This is a genomic window from Filifactor villosus, from assembly GCF_042652965.1.
Classification (GTDB): Bacteria; Bacillota; Clostridia; order Peptostreptococcales; family Filifactoraceae; genus Filifactor; species Filifactor villosus.
This window is the reverse complement of sequence record NZ_JBHSHL010000060.1, coordinates 15,262-33,174: the sequence shown is the minus strand read 5'-3', so window position 1 is coordinate 33,174 and position 17,913 is coordinate 15,262. Positions and strand designations below refer to the sequence as shown.

The 17,913-nt window shown below is 44.5% G+C and carries 18 protein-coding genes; 1 reads left to right on the top strand and 17 read right to left on the bottom strand.

Annotation, left to right across the window (positions count from 1 at the left end):
• Positions 1-375 precede the first annotated feature (375 nt).
• The 8 genes from ACFO4R_RS11720 to ACFO4R_RS11685 all read right to left on the bottom strand — a co-directional run bounded on the left by ACFO4R_RS11720 (position 376) and on the right by ACFO4R_RS11685 (position 8,446).
• Positions 376-888: a pyridoxamine 5'-phosphate oxidase family protein gene (locus ACFO4R_RS11720; RefSeq protein ID WP_379789366.1), complete on the bottom strand. Its 513-nt coding sequence runs from the start codon at positions 886-888 to the stop codon at positions 376-378.
• Positions 889-1,140: 252 nt separating this feature from the next.
• A complete protein-coding gene (locus tag ACFO4R_RS11715) occupies positions 1,141-1,992 on the bottom strand; it encodes a bifunctional 5,10-methylenetetrahydrofolate dehydrogenase/5,10-methenyltetrahydrofolate cyclohydrolase (RefSeq protein ID WP_379789363.1) in 852 nt (283 codons plus the stop codon).
• A 914-nt stretch (positions 1,993-2,906) separates the two neighbouring features.
• A complete protein-coding gene (locus tag ACFO4R_RS11710; protein WP_379789361.1) occupies positions 2,907-4,625 on the bottom strand; it encodes a proline--tRNA ligase in 1,719 nt (572 codons plus the stop codon).
• A 433-nt stretch (positions 4,626-5,058) separates the two neighbouring features.
• Positions 5,059-5,811, bottom strand: a complete 753-nt coding sequence (locus ACFO4R_RS11705) for a SagB/ThcOx family dehydrogenase (protein WP_379789359.1) — start codon at positions 5,809-5,811, stop codon at positions 5,059-5,061.
• A gap of 14 nt (positions 5,812-5,825) precedes the next feature.
• Positions 5,826-6,146, bottom strand: coding sequence for a putative heavy metal-binding protein (locus ACFO4R_RS11700; protein WP_379789357.1), 321 nt, complete (start codon positions 6,144-6,146; stop codon positions 5,826-5,828).
• A gap of 66 nt (positions 6,147-6,212) precedes the next feature.
• The gene (locus tag ACFO4R_RS11695) at positions 6,213-6,857 is read right to left on the bottom strand and encodes an L-fuculose-phosphate aldolase (RefSeq protein WP_379789355.1); all 645 of its coding nucleotides are present in this window, start codon (positions 6,855-6,857) and stop codon (positions 6,213-6,215) included.
• Positions 6,858-6,865: 8 nt separating this feature from the next.
• The gene (locus ACFO4R_RS11690; protein ID WP_379789353.1) at positions 6,866-7,627 is read right to left on the bottom strand and encodes a hydrolase; all 762 of its coding nucleotides are present in this window, start codon (positions 7,625-7,627) and stop codon (positions 6,866-6,868) included.
• A 312-nt stretch (positions 7,628-7,939) separates the two neighbouring features.
• Positions 7,940-8,446, bottom strand: coding sequence for a phosphatase PAP2 family protein (locus ACFO4R_RS11685; protein ID WP_379789351.1), 507 nt, complete (start codon positions 8,444-8,446; stop codon positions 7,940-7,942).
• 318 nt (positions 8,447-8,764) lie between these two features.
• Here ACFO4R_RS11685 and ACFO4R_RS11680 point away from each other — a divergent pair, with 318 nt between their 5' ends.
• A complete protein-coding gene (locus ACFO4R_RS11680; RefSeq protein ID WP_379789349.1) occupies positions 8,765-9,523 on the top strand; it encodes a class B sortase in 759 nt (252 codons plus the stop codon).
• A 374-nt stretch (positions 9,524-9,897) separates the two neighbouring features.
• On the opposite strand, the gene deoC is transcribed toward ACFO4R_RS11680, so the two are convergent.
• The 9 genes from deoC to gyrA form a co-directional block, all read right to left on the bottom strand.
• Complete coding sequence (deoC, locus tag ACFO4R_RS11675; RefSeq protein WP_379789347.1) at positions 9,898-10,548, bottom strand: deoxyribose-phosphate aldolase; 651 nt, start codon at positions 10,546-10,548, stop codon at positions 9,898-9,900.
• 405 nt (positions 10,549-10,953) lie between these two features.
• The gene (locus ACFO4R_RS11670; RefSeq protein WP_379789345.1) at positions 10,954-11,769 is read right to left on the bottom strand and encodes a SigB/SigF/SigG family RNA polymerase sigma factor; all 816 of its coding nucleotides are present in this window, start codon (positions 11,767-11,769) and stop codon (positions 10,954-10,956) included.
• The gene (locus tag ACFO4R_RS11665; protein ID WP_379789368.1) at positions 11,770-12,156 is read right to left on the bottom strand and encodes an ATP-binding protein; all 387 of its coding nucleotides are present in this window, start codon (positions 12,154-12,156) and stop codon (positions 11,770-11,772) included.
• 87 nt (positions 12,157-12,243) lie between these two features.
• Positions 12,244-12,570 (bottom strand): STAS domain-containing protein, encoded by a 327-nt coding sequence (locus ACFO4R_RS11660; protein WP_379789343.1) that lies wholly within the window; start codon positions 12,568-12,570, stop codon positions 12,244-12,246.
• Between the two features lie 25 nt (positions 12,571-12,595).
• Positions 12,596-12,865, bottom strand: coding sequence for a DUF948 domain-containing protein (locus tag ACFO4R_RS11655; protein ID WP_379789341.1), 270 nt, complete (start codon positions 12,863-12,865; stop codon positions 12,596-12,598).
• Positions 12,866-12,983: 118 nt separating this feature from the next.
• Positions 12,984-13,670 (bottom strand): hypothetical protein, encoded by a 687-nt coding sequence (locus tag ACFO4R_RS11650; protein ID WP_379789339.1) that lies wholly within the window; start codon positions 13,668-13,670, stop codon positions 12,984-12,986.
• Positions 13,671-13,829: 159 nt separating this feature from the next.
• Positions 13,830-14,177, bottom strand: coding sequence for a YtxH domain-containing protein (locus ACFO4R_RS11645; protein ID WP_379789337.1), 348 nt, complete (start codon positions 14,175-14,177; stop codon positions 13,830-13,832).
• 728 nt (positions 14,178-14,905) lie between these two features.
• A complete protein-coding gene (locus tag ACFO4R_RS11640) occupies positions 14,906-15,403 on the bottom strand; it encodes a hypothetical protein (protein ID WP_379789335.1) in 498 nt (165 codons plus the stop codon).
• A 75-nt stretch (positions 15,404-15,478) separates the two neighbouring features.
• The gene (gene gyrA, locus ACFO4R_RS11635; RefSeq protein ID WP_379789333.1) at positions 15,479-17,905 is read right to left on the bottom strand and encodes a DNA gyrase subunit A; all 2,427 of its coding nucleotides are present in this window, start codon (positions 17,903-17,905) and stop codon (positions 15,479-15,481) included.
• Between the last annotated feature and the right edge of the window lie 8 nt (positions 17,906-17,913).

The window sequence follows — 17,913 nt, the reverse complement described above, 5'->3', positions numbered from 1 at the left end:
CCCCGCGATGGTGAGTATTAATATATCACCTTCCCCTTTTTTTGTCAATAGCTTTTTTGTTTTTGTTTTTTCATTATCCTTTTTTCTTATGAGCCAAGCTTATCAGCTCTATTTTTTCCATTGAAATACCAATAGTACTAAAAACATGGTTTCCAAAAAATGGCGTGAACGATCATAGGATCAAATTGCATTACAGCGATTCTCGTGTATTGGCATATTGTTATTCAGCATCATTTTATGTCTCCGCCATAATACAAATGAGAGGACACCATAGTTGAAACCGGCACGAATATCATCATTACCGAAACACCTCTTGTTCTCCGCTTTATAGAGGTTGAGGGCCAAAGTAGATACGTATTTGACCCTCATTCATCCTTACTCCATCCTCTGCCACTTCATCTCTTTTCCTTGTGTATCGTACTTCTTGCGTTTCCCGCTGATGCTTCTGATGGAAATCTTAACGACGGCGGTAATCTTTAGACTTCGATCCAACGCTTCTTGGAAGTTGTGTATATTCGAGGGTGCAAACTTCTCCATAATGAGCCTGAGTGCATGGATCTTTTCTTCTTCCTCTCCAACAAATTCCGCTCTTCCCTCCAAAACAAAAGATTCGAACTCTGTCGTATTCTCCTCGGGTACAAGGCGTGTTTCGCCCACTCCCGACATACAGACTTCCGGATGTTTTTTGAGCAGTTCTACCTTGTAACCTGCTCCTGCACAGTGAAAGTACACCGCTTTCCTTTCCTCATCCAAGACAGGAGAGACCGGAATACAATAAGGTCTTCCCTCCTCGTTTACCATCGCCAAGGTACTGTATTCACACTTCTTTAGAACCGAAAGAGCAAACTCCTCACTCATCTTCCGATCTTTTCTTCTCATCTCTCTCATATCTTCCTCCCTCAAAAAAGAACTTCTTCCCGCAAAACAATGTAGAGTTGTTTCGGATCGTTTTGATTTTGTTGAAAACGACATAGATAGATCATCCATCCAAAACTTCAATTTCTTGAAGAACTGTTTTTCATTTATAGTAAGGACACTCTACATCCAACTGTGCCTTCCCCTATCTTTCTACGTTGAAAGCAGCCATCGTCTGCAACGAAAAATAAAACCTCTACCGCCTTGCTGTCTCGCTGTTTCGACCTACGCCTTTGCAGCACTCTCCAATACTTGTTTTGCCAACACCACAGTCGTGATCGAACCGACTCCTCTAGGCACAGGAGTGATTTTTGCTACGACAGGGGCCACATCGTCAAAGTTGACATCCCCGTTCATATTGCCTTCTTCGTCAACGTGGATGCCTACATCGATAACGATACTCTTCTCATTCACATACTTTGATGTCAAGAACTTGGACTTGCCCAAGGCACATACTACGAGGTCCGCGTCTCTACAAAGCCTGTCCAGTCCCCCCGTTTTGCTGTGGCAGACGGTTACGGTTGCATTTTCACGAAGTAACAGCATGGAAAGAGGTTTTCCCACTACCATAGAACGTCCGATCACGACCACATGTTTGCCTTGCATTTCAATATCGTGGTACTTCATCAACTCAATCACCGCCATCGGCGTACAGGGAACAAGACCTTCTTCTCCCGTGAGCAGTTTCGCCACGTTTGCAGGAGAAATACAGTCCACATCCTTACTCGGAAGGATGGTTGCCTTGATCTCATCGACATCCAGTTGCTTAGGCAGAGGCATAAAGATTAGAATCCCGTGAATACTCTCATCTTTGTTGTTCTTCTCAAGAGCTTGCAGAAACTCATCCTGCGTGATCGACTGTGCAAAGGTCTGCACCTCCGCTTCGATCCCTATGTTCTGCATCCTCTTTACGGCTCCCCGCTCGTACGAAATGTCGTCCGGACGCTCTCCAACCCTCATAATACACAGCTTGGGAATAACTCCTCCCCGCTTTAATTCTTGCGTTCGAATACTCAATTCTTCTGTCTTTGTTTTTGCGACCACCGTACCGAGCAACAACTTCTCTTCAAAAGCCATCTTCTTCTCCCTTCCTTCCAAAATTTCTTCATTTTCTTTCATACCTAAGAACAGTGTATCATTTATCTTTCCGATACTCAACGAAAGTTACAAAATCTTCTGTAATATGTCCTGCAATATTCCTCCGACAATACTTCTTCTTATTGTCATTCTATGGACACATTCCATCAGAGAAAACGGATTCCTCGCCAGTTCATTCTTCTGTCGCTTTCGTTGAGCTCTTGGAGAAGATTAGCCTCCAATCTGTTTTCCCCACAAGTTATACCGTTCTCCGTTTGAAATACCGGGTATTTAGAATATATCATTACCAAAAACAATTTGGAAGATGATATGTTTCAAAACATTCAATCTGTCAATTCTAATAGATAATAGTATGATACTACGATCGCTTTGAGCCGTTGATATCGAAAAGCTTGACTTCTTCAAATACGAAACACTTTGTTTTGATATCCAAATACTTCCAGGAGAAAAATAGTATCGCAACACCGGTGTCGTTCGAATCCGAAACTCTTATACTATTCTTCAATAAGAGTTGGTTATATCTGTTTTGTAACCACGAAAATTCGTTTTCTCTTCATATGGGATACAAATCGCTTGATATCCATCATTCAAAGCAATGGTAGTATTATCCATAAAAAAGCTGTTGCCGGAAACATTTCGGTTCCACAGCAACAGCCTTCTCTTCTTTCAATGCTTTCGTTTCAAAAATGTGTAGGAAGGAGCGCGCCGTCCCTAAACGTAGAGTTACAGACCTCTATCAAAAACTATCGTTCGAGAAACGAATACATCGGAATCGTACATTGAACAACACAGATTGAAAAAACGTTCCTTCGTACCGTGTTCATCGTTGTCCGGAGAAACAAAAAACCATATCCCGTTTCTCTTCCATACGATATGTTTTGTCCTTATCTTTCTTACAGACCTTGAGCCTTAAATTCCGCCTTGATCTTTTCTTCGATCTCGCTAATCGAGATCTCATGCTTTTGCTCTTCTCTTCGAAGAGCAAACTCCACAATTTCTTCTCCCGCTCGACGTCCGACGTTGATACGGATCGGGATCCCGATCAACTCCGCATCGTTAAACTTCACGCCCGCTCTCTCGTCGCGATCATCCAACAGCACCTCATACCCCTTTGCACTGAGTTCACGATACAGTTTTTCTCCAAGTTCCGACTGTACCTCCTGTTTGGAGTTGACGACCGTAATGATGATGTGATAGGGGGCTACGACCAAAGGCCAAATAATCCCCTTCTCGTCATAGTTCTGTTCGATAATCGCCGCCATCGTTCGGGACACTCCGATCCCATGAGAGCCCATCCATACCTTTTGGCTCTTTCCGTCCTTGTCCAGATAAGTCAAGCCAAGGGCATCGCTGTACTTTGTTCCAAGCTGGAAGATGTTTCCAACTTCAATTCCTCTGTCCGTATGGAGCTTTGCACCGCACTTGGGACAAAGGTCTCCCTCCTGTGCCAAGACAAGATCTTCGACTACGATACCTTCGAAATCTCTTGCATAGTTGACGTTCTTGTAGTGAAAGTCCGTTTCATTGGCTCCGACCACAAAGTTCTTCATCTCGGTCACCCTCTTGTCCACATAGAGCTTGATATCCTTTTTGAGTCCGATCGGTCCCGCAAAACCGACCTCGGCTCCGGTCACTTCACGAACCGTCTGAGCATCCGCCATTTCAATTTCATGTTCGGCCGCATCTATAATCTTCAAGAGTTTAATCAGATTCAGTTCCCGATGTCCGGGAATCATCACGGCAACGGTCTCCCCGTTTACCGTAAGCAACAGCGTTTTGGCAAAGGACTCCGCCGTTGTAGAGAAGAAGCTCTCCAAATCCTCGATGGTTCCTATATTCGGAGTCAAAACCTTCTCCATCTCCTTAAGCTCTATATCTTGATCCTTCATTACAAGAACCGTGCTCGCCTTTTCGTCCGTTGCTGCGTAGTCACAGTCATTGCAATAGATAATATTGCTCTCGCCCGACTCCGCCATCGCGGTAAACTCATGCGAATCCGAACCTCCCATCGCACCCGAATCCCCTTCGACGACCTTGTATCTTACCTTGAGGCGATCAAAAGTTTTTTCGTAAGCCTTCCACATCTCAAAGTAGGCCTCCTTCATCGCCTCGGGATCCCTGTCAAAGGTATAGGCATCCTTCATAATAAACTCACGCGAACGGATTACACCGAATCGCGGTCTCTTTTCATCCCTATACTTCGTCTGGATCTGATACAGGCTCAGAGGAAGCTGTTTGTATGAATTGACCTCATCTCGAACCGTTGTCGTAAAAATTTCCTCATGGGTGGGCCCAAGACAAAACTCCCTCTCATGTCTATCGTGGAGACGAAACATTTCCGGTCCGTAAGCACTCCATCGTCCGGACTCCTTCCATACCTCCGCGGGCTGGATCGCCGACATCAGGACTTCCTGGCTGCCGATCGCATCCATCTCCTCACGAACGATTTTTTCAATCTTGGAAAGCACCCTCTTTCCAAGAGGCAGATAAGAATATACTCCCGAAACCAGCTTGCGGATCAATCCCGCCCTGAGCAAAAGTTTATGACTTATGATCTCCGCATCCGAGGGAACCTCCCTGAGAGTGGGCATATATAGCTTTGACATTCTCATATGGCAATACTCCTTTATTTCTGTTTTTTGCTGATACTATTTCAATATCCTAATCCTTTTTTTCGATTTTTTCAATCCTTTTCTATAGGAAAACAAAGGAAGGTTCTTGATATCGCATTACCACTTGCAATATCACCCTCCACCAACTTCTCCCGTATGAAAACAAAACAGTACAAACCTCCGCAGAAGTCAATACTGCTTTGTACAGATGTTCTATACCGTCCTCCGATGGAAGTGTAGTTATATCCACGCCTGCAAGCATAAACATTTATTTTGTCGCTCATAGGAGTGAAGAACATTGATATCAAGAGTTCAAACGGATAACAGTATTCAACGGCCCCCTCTACAAACGCAAAAAATCGTCTCAACACCCGTAGGATACAAAGCATTGATATATGCCGTTAAATAGACAATAGCGGTGCAAAAATCCTCCTTACTTGGAAGAAACTTTTGGCCTTCCAACCGGGCAGATATAGACGCTGAACTCTTCTTCTCCGTCAACGCCGATCAGTTCATCCATCCTTTCCTGGTGGTATGCCGCCACCGCACAACAACCCAACCCGATCGATTCGGCTGCAAGATACAAGGCCTGGCAGATATGTCCTGCATCCAAAAGCATGGGCTTGTGAGATCTCTCCGCGTACATCCACTCTCCTCGATAAGGAAGGCAGGCCCAAACAAAGACAACCGGTGCATTGGCGACAAAAGAATACTTCAGGGTCGCTTCCTTGAGCTTCGCTTTGGTATCGCTTCTCTCTTCCAATAGGACGAGCTCATGGCTCATGGAGTCATAACGATACACTCCCTGTTGTAAATCCTCAACGTCCTGTATAATCAGATAGGTCTCGTAGGTATGTCTTCCTCCCGAACAAGCCGAGGGCGAATAACACATCCGTCCCGAGGGATGGATCTTCTGGATCCTCTGTGTCAAGGTCAGAAGATAGGACAGATCGTTCTTCTTCAATCCCTCCTGTTCAAAGAGACGGTGACTTCGTCTCCCCAACACGATGTCGACAAAGGGACGTTCCTCCATATCTCCCATATAGATTTCTCCAAGCACGACCCTGCGACCTGTTTCTTCCTCCTTGCAAAAACCGGGATCCTCCATCCCCTTCTTGTAATCGGACTCCTCCACCTCCTTGTGAAAAGAAGACTTCATAAACTTTCTTCCATCCGTATATCTCATCATCCGTCTTCCTCTTACTTCAAAGTGACAGCTGTTCCCGAAACGGTAACCATCAACATATCTCCGCCTTGACCCAAGACCTCATAGTCGACATCCACCCCGACAACGGCCTCGGCACCAAGCTTCTTCGCCCTTGTCGCCATCTCCTGCATCGCCTCTTCGCGCGCCTTGATCAGCTCTTCCTCATAGCCCTTGGACCTTCCTCCGAACACGTTTCGAAGTCCTGCTCCGATATCCTTAAAAAAATTCACTCCCGATATCACTTCTCCAAAGACAATACCCTTATACTGATCGATCTCTCTTCCTTCTACACTCGGTGTTGTTGTAACTATCATCATTTACCTCCTTAAACATTTCATCCCGGGGATACCTTCACTCTTTGTATTTATGTGCTTGTTCCCCTACCTCTGTTGACCGTAGGTCCTGAACTTCTCCTTCATAACCTCCATCTCGGAGTGATCCAAGATCACGGGATCACCCATGGAGGAGGTCAAATAATACAGCTGAGCAGTGTACTCCACCTCTTCCAAGACATTGAAGGCATCCTTGAGGTTGACTCCTCCTGCAAGCACCCCATGGTTGGCAAGAAGGACCGCCCTTCTGTCATCCATTGCGACCAGAGCATTTTGTGCCAGCTCCCTTGTACCGAAGGTCGCATAATCGGCACAACGCACATTTTCCCCTGCGACTGCAATCATATAATGAACGGCGGGAAGCTCCTTCCTCAAACAGGCGACTGCCGTGCAATAAGTCGTATGTGCATGGATCAACGCATCGATATCTTCTCTGTGACGGTAGATCATCAGGTGCATCTCCCATTCACTCGACGGAGTCCTGCTTCCTTCCACTACCCTGCCATCAATATCGATCACCACGATGTCTTCCGGTGTGATATCCTGATAGGCGATAGCACTCGGCGTGATCAACATCTTTCGACTTTGTCTATCGAAGATGCTCAGGTTTCCTCCTGTTCCTTTAGTGAACCCCTCCTGCAAAAGTCTGTTTCCGAATAAGATCAGTTCCTGTCTCTGTGTTTGATATGTCATCTTTTATCCTACCTGTCTTCCTTCTCCATATTTTCCCGATAACTCTTCATAATTCCGGCAAAGATCTCCGCACTGGTCGGAGGAGTGTAAGAAATGACATTGGCTCCTGCCCGTATGGTCTCTCGAATACTCTCATCCGTATTCCCTCCGGTCGCTATAATCGGAAAATAAGGATGATTTTCTCTTATCTTACGGACGATCGAAGCCGTCTTGGAACCTCCTGAAACGTTGAAGATCGCAGCTCCTGACTTGATCCGCTTTTCAAAATCTTCCTTCTCCGAAACAATCGTCACCACGATGGGAATATCAAGCCTTTTTCTCATCTCCATCAGAAGCGAGTTTGTAGCCGGAGAGTTCAATACGACACCGTAGGCGCCGTTGAGCTCGCAACTCATTGCAATATCCAAAGATCGCTGTCCCGAAGTAACACCTCCGCCCACCCCGCAGAAGACCGGAGTGGTCGATACCGAAATGATCGCATGACTGATTGCCAACTGAGGAGTAAACGGATATACCGCAATGACCCCGTCAGCATTGTTGTTCTTGATAATCGCCAAGTCGGAACTGAAAATCAAAGACTTTATCCTCTTTCCAAACACCTTAATCCCGCTCGCCTCATACACTGCCTTGGGAATCTCTACAATACGCTTCTTGAGTTTGGATTCAATGACCGGAATATACTTCTTGTCCTTCTGTTCCAAACTGTGGATCACATTGTCGATGTATTCTCCCGTGTTTCGCTCCTTATCCATATAGTCGCTATACTTCATACGTGATCTCTCCTTTCTATCTCATATTCTATTACTATACACTATTTTTAAAACAAAAAACATCCTTATCTTACAGCCTTGTTTTCGCATAGAGCGTTTCATACTATTCTCCGGCGGAAATGTGGTTATATTCACACCCGAAAACATAAAAATCTATTGTATCTCCCATAGGAATGAAAGAGATCGATATCAAATAATTCAAATGGATCATAGTATCACACTGCAAAAGACACAAACTCTTTCTTCATTAAAGAATTTATACCCAAACCCCCGTATAGACACCGACACACTCCACAAAAGACGAAACGACACCTACTCCTTCCACACTTTTTTGAAGTAGGCATCGACGCTGTAGGCGACAACAAAACCCAAAAGCGTCCCTGCAAGAACATCCGTAAGATAGTGGACCTGTAAATACAACCTCGAAAACGAGATCCCCACAGCAAGCAAGGCAATCGGAAGAAGATACTTTCTCATTCTCAAATAAAAGATCCCCAAAACCGTCATGGAAGAAGCCGTATGACCTGAAGGAAAAGAATAGCCTCTCGGATGATTGATAAGAATTTCTTTGTTGAAGGTAATAAACGGACGAGGTCTCATTACCAAATGTTTGATTAGACCCTCCCCCAAAATCGTAACCACAATAAGGCCCGCTCCCAGAACAATGGCAAACCTGCGGGTACTCTTGGGAACGAAGAGCAATAAACAAAGGATAATCCACACGACCCCCTTGTTGTTCATTGTCGATAAGGCGATCATCCACGGTGTCAGCCATTGACTGTGAATAGTCCCCATCCACTCAAAAAATGCAATATCCAAACGAAGCACTCCTCCTTATCCAAAACCCCTTCCCCGCCGAATCTCCTTAAGAAACGCTATGAGGGCGAACTTCCGGACAGAATGTAGCCTCCTCACAAATCGTTCAGAAGAAAACATAAGACGAGAAAAGCATTTGATCTATGCTCAAATAATGCGGTTTTTTCAATATTTCAGTTTGATTTCACCTCAAATATTTTGATTGAAACACTCAAGACTGTGATATATATTATTTGTATCCCTTGCATTCGGTACCCAAACACAACGGGATACAATAATAGGCGAAATTTTTTGTAAAAATTCTATCTATGGAGACTGACTATGAAAATCTTAAAACTGTCCTTGGCAATGATCCTGCTTACTATTTTAATTGTTTCGGGGATTTCTGTCTATAAGATATTGAAGCCTGACCAAAACCTCTCTTTGGAAAAAGACTACGAGGCGGCTCTCGATACTTCGTTTGAACCGGACCCCTCTCCTGAAGAACAGGTACATCCGGCTTACCGATCCGATCTGATCGCCACCTTGCAATCCACGGTCAACAAAGATGTATCCGCCTGGCTCAAAATCGATAATACCAACATTGACTACCCTGTTGTATACAGTGCGGACAACGAGTTTTATCTGACTCACAACGCACACAAAAACAAGGACATCAACGGAGCCATCTTTATGGATATGGACAATACCGTCGAGGATGACAACATTATTTTTTACGGTCATACGATGAAGGCGAAGAATATGTTTACCACCCTGCGAAACTTTCGGGAAGAAAATTTCTTCCTCGGAGATAACAACATTCATGTGGAATACGAATCTTCCATCCGGACCTATGAACCTGTCGCGGTCATCACCTTGGATCTGACCAATGAAGAGGATGTGTTCTTCTTTATCAACCACAGAACATGGGACAAACAGATGAATGCCGTCGACTATGTAAACAACTTCAAAGAAGGCATCCTTTGGAAGAAGGCGAGACTCTATCCCGACGATAAACTCATCACCCTCTGTACCTGTACCTACGAAACCTCCGATGCCAGACTCCTCGTGATCGGAAGAGAGATCTCCCGTACCCAATAATCTCCTGCATCCTTTAGAACTAACAAAAGGATAAACACCATAAATACTTCTGTTACACGAAAAAGCTATCCCATGTAACGGGATAGCTTTTTATATGTTTTATCTACTCTTCTTTGATCAAATATCAGGAGAACGGAAGAGAAAATCGACAAAAACGATTGAAGCGATCTCAATACTATCCTCCGTTTAATACTATTCATCAATAGACGTATGGATATGTCTATTTTTCGACAACGAAAAATTGCTTTATCTCCTATGGGTCGCAGATTTTTTATATCCACAATCCAAAGGAATAATAGTATAACATGTCAGGTAAACAGAATATATGTTTGTCGGAAACGGTTTGAGCAATCGTAGAATTTAAACTTTCGGTATCACTTCGCCTCTTCCACGATTTGAACTCCGTTGCTCGTCCCTATCCTGTCCGCTCCTGCCTCAATAAAATCCAAGGCGGATCTCAAGGTTCGAATCCCTCCGCTCGCCTTTACCTTCATCTTCTCTCCCACGGTTTTTTTCATCAATCTTACATCTTCAAGGCTCGCTCCTCCTGTAGAAAAGCCGGTCGAAGTCTTGACATAATCCGCCCCCGCTTCCAAGGAAAGGCGACACGCCCGCTCCTTTTCTTCGTCCGTAAGCAGGCAGGCTTCAATAATGACCTTTACACTCGCCTTGGGATGCGCTTCCCTGACGACCGCTTCAATATCGCTTCGCACCTTCTCATCTTCTCCCTGCTTTAACAAACCGATGGCAAGTACCATATCGATCTCCTCTGCTCCATCCTCCACCGCCGTCTTGGTCTCCAAAGCCTTTGCCTTGGTTGCCATTGCTCCCAAGGGAAAGCCTACGACCGCACAGGTCTTGACTTCGCTTCCTCTAAGTTGCTCCGCCACAAAGGACGTAAACACGGAATTGGTGCAGACCGATGCAAAGCTGTATTGCCTGGCCTCTTCACACAGAACTCTGATCTGCTCTGTCGTCGCGTCCGATTTTAATAAAGTGTGGTCAATATAATTTGCTATATCCATAGTTCTCTTCTCCTATTCTCTTATCCGATAACTGTTTGTGCAAAAAACACCCAAACCTGCACAAGAACCGGATAAAATCTTGTCTTAAGGAAACATCGTACAAAGGCAAGTTTCTGATTTTTCTCCGGTTTGATACAGTACAAAAGTCTGTCATATCAATATCTTTAACAATTTCATCCCTCGTATAGAATCAACTTTATACTGATTTTTCGAATTATGCGGTATCTCCTTAAGTACTTATGTCATTCTCTACCATTTGAACGTTCGATATCAGCACCCTGTGTCCGATGCTCACTCAAATAAGTTTGTATTTGTAGAAGCGGATATATCTACTGCTCCAAAAGAAAGTAGTATTACGCTCAAAAAGAAAAACCTGCTTTGCAAAAAACAAAACGGTTTTTCTTCCTAGTTGATGCTTTTTTCATATTCTTTTTTTATCTTGGATAAAATCTTTTTCTCCATACGAGATACCGTCATTTGTGAAATATCCAATTCCTTTGCGATACTCATCTGTGTCTTCTGATTAAAAAATCGCTCGGTTATGATCTTGCGTTCCATATCGTCGAGTTTGGCGAGCATACTTTCAAAAAAATCTCTATTTTCGATCTCACGAAAACTCTTGTCTTCTTCTCCCAACACATCCAGGAGGGATACTTCCTTATCCTCTCCTCCGTTCTCATAAGTGACATCCAGCGACTTCAACCGATATACTTGAGAGGCCTCCATGACCTCGATGATCTCCTCCTCGGAGACACCCAAATAAGAAGCGATATCCTTGATCTCGGGTACCGTTCCTTTGGTATTTTCCAAATGTACCTTGGCTTCGTTGACCTTCTTGGAAAGCTCCTGGATCTTTCTAGGGACTCGAATCGACCAACCTTTATCCCTGAAGTATTTTTTGATTTCTCCGATAATAGTCGGTGTGGCAAAACTCGAGAACTCAAAGCCTCGATTGACGTCGTAACGTTCAATGGCCAAAATCAAGCCCAAAGATGCCACTTGGTAGATATCTTCGTACTCAATTCCACGATTGATGTATTTTTTCGCAAGGATCTCTGCAATATAGAGGTTTCTTTGAATCAATTCGTTTCTTAATTCCAGATTTTTCTTGTCTTTGTCGAACAAAAGAAACAGTTCTTTCTCCGACTTGTTAAGGAACTTAGGATTTTCAGCAACCATATCTTTGTACTTCTGCTTACCTTTTCCGCTTTCCTTTTGCATTTACTTTCCTTCCTCCAAAAATTTCGTCATACAAATTCTGGTTCCCTTGTCCAACCCGCTTTCAATGCAAACGTCATCCATCAGACTCCTGATAATAAAAAGGCCCAATCCTCCTTCCTTGGGATCGTTGAGATCCGGTTCGTTCAAATGCTCCACAACACAGCCCACACCGTCATCGGTTACCTCAATTCCCAACTTATCCATTCCGATTTCAAAATTCAATTGAAACAAATCCCTCTGAGAATGCCTGATCGCATTTGAACAAGCCTCCGACAAAGCAATTTTAATATCTTCAATATCCTCAATATTGAAGCCTATCATGTTGGAAATGGCGGAAACGGTTAATCTGGCAACAGCGACATATTCCGGATTTGTCGGCAACTCCATCTTAATGGTTCCACTCTTCACACTCTTCCTTATTTCCAAAACAATCCCTCCATTTGTTCGTACTCTTTTCCCCTTTTGTTTCGGTGGTTATTTCTCATCAATGATCGTAAAAATCTGTGACAGATTTGTAATCTTAAATACCTTATATACATTCGGCTTCAAGTTCTTCAATGTAATTCCCTTCGCATTTGCCTTTAGAACCTTCAAAGCTCCGATCAACACTCCCAGACCTGTCGAATCGATGTAATCCAGTTCCCTCATATCAAATACCATCTCTTTATCCGGATATTTCCCGGTCAACTCATGAACCTTTTCCTTAAAAATAGAAGAACCGTAGATGTCGATCTCTCCTTGCAGTTCCACCTCTGTTTGATTTTTCTCTTCGTTAAAATGCCCTTCTACCTTGATTGCCATATTCTTCCTCCTCTTAAAACTATCCTCAACGTCTCTTTCTGCCACCGGTGATGCTTTTTATCGCTCCAAAAGTAGTCAAAGCCTTAACCGCCTTCTGAGAGGTGGAGACAACATCGTCTACCGAACCTGTGATATTGGCCGCATTGTTCATAATATCATGAATGCTTCGTTCATTCTCATCAAGCATTTGATTTACTTTTTTCAATGTAAGTCCCAAATCTTTTATGGTTGTCGCCAAAAAGATACAGACAATAAGTACGCCTATTCCGATCAACAATACACCTATTTCCCACATATCAATGCCTCCCGCCTACATCTGCTCTTCTTTTCCGATATACACAAATAAATCACTCCCTCCTTATTAACTAATAAGGAGAGAGTAATTCCAAAAATACAGCTCCGCTTCGTAGAACCTATTTCAAACTATCCTTTGCCTTATCGACAGCATTCTCTGCTTTTTTTTGAGCTTCTTTAGCGACATCTTTCGCCTTGTCCTCGACATCCTCGGCTACTTCCTTTGCCTTATCGGCAACATCTCCCGCCTTTTTTTCAGCTTCTTTGGCGACATCTTTCGCCTTGTCCTCGACATCCTCGGCTACTTCCTTTGCCTTATTGGCAACATCTCCCGCCTTTTTTTCGGCTTCTTTGGCGACGTCTTTCGCCTTGTCCTTGACATCCCCGGCTACTTCCTTTGCCTTATCGGCAACATCTCCCGCCTTTTTTTCGGCTTCTTTGGCGACGTCTTTCGCCTTGTCCTTGACATCTCCTGCGACATCCTCTGCCTTATCTTTGACATCCTCCGCTACTTCCTTGAGCTTTTCCTTTGCTTCCTCAAGTTTCTTTTCGGCATCCTTTACCGCTTCCTGCGCGTTCGCCTTGACATCTTCGGCTACCGTTTCCGCCTTTTTTACGGCTTGCTCCGCCTTTTCACGAACATCGGCAAGCATCTCTTCCGCCTTCTTTGTCGCTTCTTCGGACTTCTTCTTTGCCTCTTCAAAAAGCTCTTCCGCCTTCTTCACGGCATCTTCCGGCAGGTTCTTCGAAACTTCCTGTGCTTTTTTACTTAGTTTATCAATCCCCAGTTTATCCAATAAACTCATTCTTTTCTCCTATTCTCAATCCGTGTATACTTACAATCCTCTTGTGTTTCTGTATTCTGTATAAGGAAGGAACCCTCTTTCCGAGAAAGACGAATCAACCCTTCCGATACCGTTCATTCAAGCATCCGACATCTCGTCATCCCCGTGGAAAGTCCAAACCTACTTCAATTTTTTATCAAAAAACTTCTTTCCTTCTTTTTCCATATTCTCCAGAGCGTTATCGAGTTCTCCCGTGATATTCTTGGTAAAATCCTTTTGGAAGACCAACTTGTCTTCGTCATCATAGTAGAAAATATCGTCTTCTTTTGCACGGATCTTGTCTCTTACACTGCTTCCCAGCTCCTTTGCACTGTCTACCATATCCAAGGTTTTATCATAAAGTTCATCTCTGAGATCTTTTCCTTTTTTGGGAGCGATAACCACTCCAAGTAAAACTCCTGCACTCATTCCGATGATCGCCGCTCCTATCAGAGCAAGCGGATTGGCCTCTCTTCTTCTTCCAAACATATTAAACTCCTTCCCCTTCTTCGTGTTCGGGTTAATCAAAATATACTATTTTATTTTCTACCCCCTGTTTTTAATATTTAACCAAAATTTATACGATTCTCGCCTTAAATTCTCATATAAAAGATGTCCCTTATTTTTCAAGTAATCAACTACGGCAAGCAAATTCCTCCCATTTAATTAAAACGTTTATATTGTGAAACATATATCTTTTTTTCATATCCCGGACATTTCAAAAGGAGAATAGCATTATACTATTCATGGCACTGTGGATACGGACCATCTTCATTTTGTCGATGATGACGCTATTTGTTGATTTATACTATTACCTGTTGCATTGCATAGTCATCTGTATGAGTATTTTTCAACACAGGACTCGGGTATGAAAGTGAAAAACAAAGAACGATAGCTATCAGAGCTCTGCTATCGGAGAATTTTATGATATGTAGAGGGGATGAAAAAGGCAAAACTCATCCCCAGAAATGTTTTTGACGCGGTCGCCCGTCGCCGGATTCTCTTAAATATTTACTTCCAAAAGTAATCTCCTTGTTCCGTTCGTAAATAAAAATCGTAAGAGATGACCAGTCGAAATGCGTTCCCGTTCTTCTGCTTAAGAGCAGGCAACAATCTCCAAGACGAATCCGGCTACCGAAACGATAGTTTTCTTCCTCACCGAGTCTTGAAAAAGGATATATCACCGCTTCAAGACTCAGTTTCATCCATACGAAATCTTAATAAGTTCCTAAAAGATCGACCTCGATTTGAATGGAGGCATTTGCTACATCGACCTTCTCGGAGAGAGAGTTGACCTCTTTTTCCAAGGAATCTCTTTTTTCACGCATCAGTTCCTCGTTGAGCACACCATAACGAACGACACCGACTCCCGTTTCGACCTTACTGTATTCTCTATCTAAGGAGTATTGGACCTGATAGAGCACGGAACGTTTGATACGCACTTCTTCAAGCACCTCATAGATGGTACGACCTTCCATCTTGTTTTCATTGTTTGCAAGGCTGAGTGCACTTTTCAACCTTACGATGTCTTCGGAAAGCACATCGATCTCGTCGAGGTCCTTCCTCATTTGCTCTTCCTTGGTTTTATCCGCCGTATCCTTGCCATTGACTGCAAGCGGAACAACGTATTGACCGGTAAGAAGAGAAGTCAACTGCGTCTGTTTCTTCGTCAAATTCGATATCAAAAAAATACATTGTTGTAATGTGATCTTCATATTAAACCTCCCCGAAACGATCTCTATTCCGATCTTCAATGCGGTATTTGCTTAACTTTATACCCTCTGTCTTTATTATTCTTCCTCACTCGCTTCAATCTTGGCAAAGGATGCTATAGCCTTATCTTCCGAGGTCTTCATCAGACGGACTCCGCTGGTTACCCTGCCGAGTACGGAGATATCCTTCGCCGACATACGGATCAGGGTACCGTCGGTATTGATGACCATAATTTCATCCTCGTCCGCTATGATCTTCGCTCCTATAATTTCTCCCGTCTTCGTCGTGATCTTATAGGTCTTGGAGCCCTTTCCTCCCCTGCTCTGAACGTTGTATTCACTAATCGGAGTCCTCTTTCCGTAACCTCGCTCCGAGATAATCAACAGATCCTTGTCATGTTCGGTTACGAGCATGGACACAATTTCATCGCCCAGATCGAGTCTCATCGCCCGAACTCCACGAGCGGTACGTCCCATATCTCTGACTTCCTTCTCATCGAAGAGAATGGCCTTGCCCTGACGCGCTACGCAGAGGATGTTCTGTTCTCCGTCGGTCAAAGCGACTCCGATCAAACTGTCACCTTCATCGAGGGAAATTGCAATCAAGCCGTTTCTGTCACTCTTTTGGAACTGATCCAAACGTGTCTTTTTGATGATGCCCAGTTTGGTGCACATCAAGACATAGTGGGCATTATCCCGATCGTCCTTGAAGGACAGGGCACTTGTGATCTTCTCGCCCTCATCCAGCGGCAGGAGGTTGACGATGTTGGTCCCCTTCGCCGTCCTTGAGGACTCGGGGATCTCATAGGCATTGAGCCTGTATATCCTTCCTCTATCGGTAAAAAAGACCAGCTTGCTGTGGTTGGTTGTAAGAAGAAGGGTTTCGACAAAGTCCTCATCCCTCGTCGACATGGAAGAAATCCCCTTGCCTCCTCTCTTCTGGGTCTTGTAGGTATCGATCGCCACACGCTTGATATAACCCAAATGAGTCAGTGTGACAGTCACTTCATCGTCGGAGATCATATCCTTGATATCGATCTCCTCATAGGCATCGATAAAGTCCGTCCTCCTCTTGTCGGCATACTTGTCTTTGATCTCCAGCAATTCTTCCTTGATAATGCTCTTGAGCAGGATGGGGTCGGAGAGGATCCTTCGGTAGTAGGCGATTTTCTCCTCCAAGTCCTTCTTCTCCTCGAGAAGTTTCTCCCTCTCCAAACCTTGGAGTCTTCTAAGCTGCATATCGAGGATGGCGCGCGCTTGAGCTTCGGACAGAGCAAACCGCTCCATCAGTTTTTCCATTGCATCGTTGTAAGCCGAACGAATCACGCGGATGACCTCGTCGATGTTATCGATGGCGATCAGCAGCCCTTCGAGCAAGTGCACACGATTGAGAGCCTTGTTCAGATCAAACTCCGTCCTTCTGGTAATCACATCGACCTGATGCTTGAGATAGAGGCGAAGGATCTGCTCTAAGGAAAGGATCCTCGGCTCGTTGTCGACAAGCGCCAACATAATGATCGAAAACACCTGTTGCAAGGAGGAGTATTTGAAGAGCTGATTCAATACAATCTCAGCATTGACATCTCTTCTAAGCTCAATCACGATCCTGATTCCCTTGCGGTTACTTTCATCTCGGATATCCGTGATCCCTTCGATCTTCTTGTTCTTGGTCAGGTCGGCGATCTTCTCTACCAACCTCGCCTTATTGATCTGATAAGGGATCTCCGTAACGATAATACGGCTCTTGCCGTTACTCATCTCTTCGATCTTGGTCTTTGCCCTCTGAATGACCTTGCCCCTTCCGGTCCGATAGGCCTCATACATGGAGTTCTTGCCCATAATATAAGCTCCTGTCGGAAAATCCGGCCCCTTGATGTGTTTGAGAATGTCCTTGAGCTCCGCCTCCGGATTGTCGATGATCTCACAGACTCCGTCGATGACCTCCCCCAAGTTGTGAGGAGGGATCGAGGTCGCCATGCCGACCGCAATTCCGTTGGAACCGTTGACCAGAAGATTGGGATACCTCGCAGGAAGGACCGCGGGTTCTTCCAAGGATTCGTCATAGTTCGGCATAAAATCGACCGTCTCCTTGTCCAAGTCGCGAAGCATCTCCATTGCCAGTTTCGCCATCTTCGACTCCGTGTAACGCATCGCCGCCGCACTGTCCCCGTCGATCGAACCGAAGTTTCCGTGCCCGTCGACCAGGGGATAACGGATCGAAAAATCCTGAGCCATCTTAACCATGGTTTCATAAACCGCCGCATCTCCGTGCGGATGGTACTTACCGAGTACATCTCCGACAACGGTGGCAGACTTACGATAGGCCTTATCGGGTGTCAGTCCGTTCTGCCCCATACTGAAGAGGATCCTTCTGTGCACGGGTTTCAGGCCATCCCTTACATCGGGAAGCGCCCTTCCTACAATAACACTCATCGCATATTCAATATAGGAGTCTTCCATCTCTCTCCGGATGTCAATATCTATGATCTTGTCTTTATTTTCCACTCAAGTCC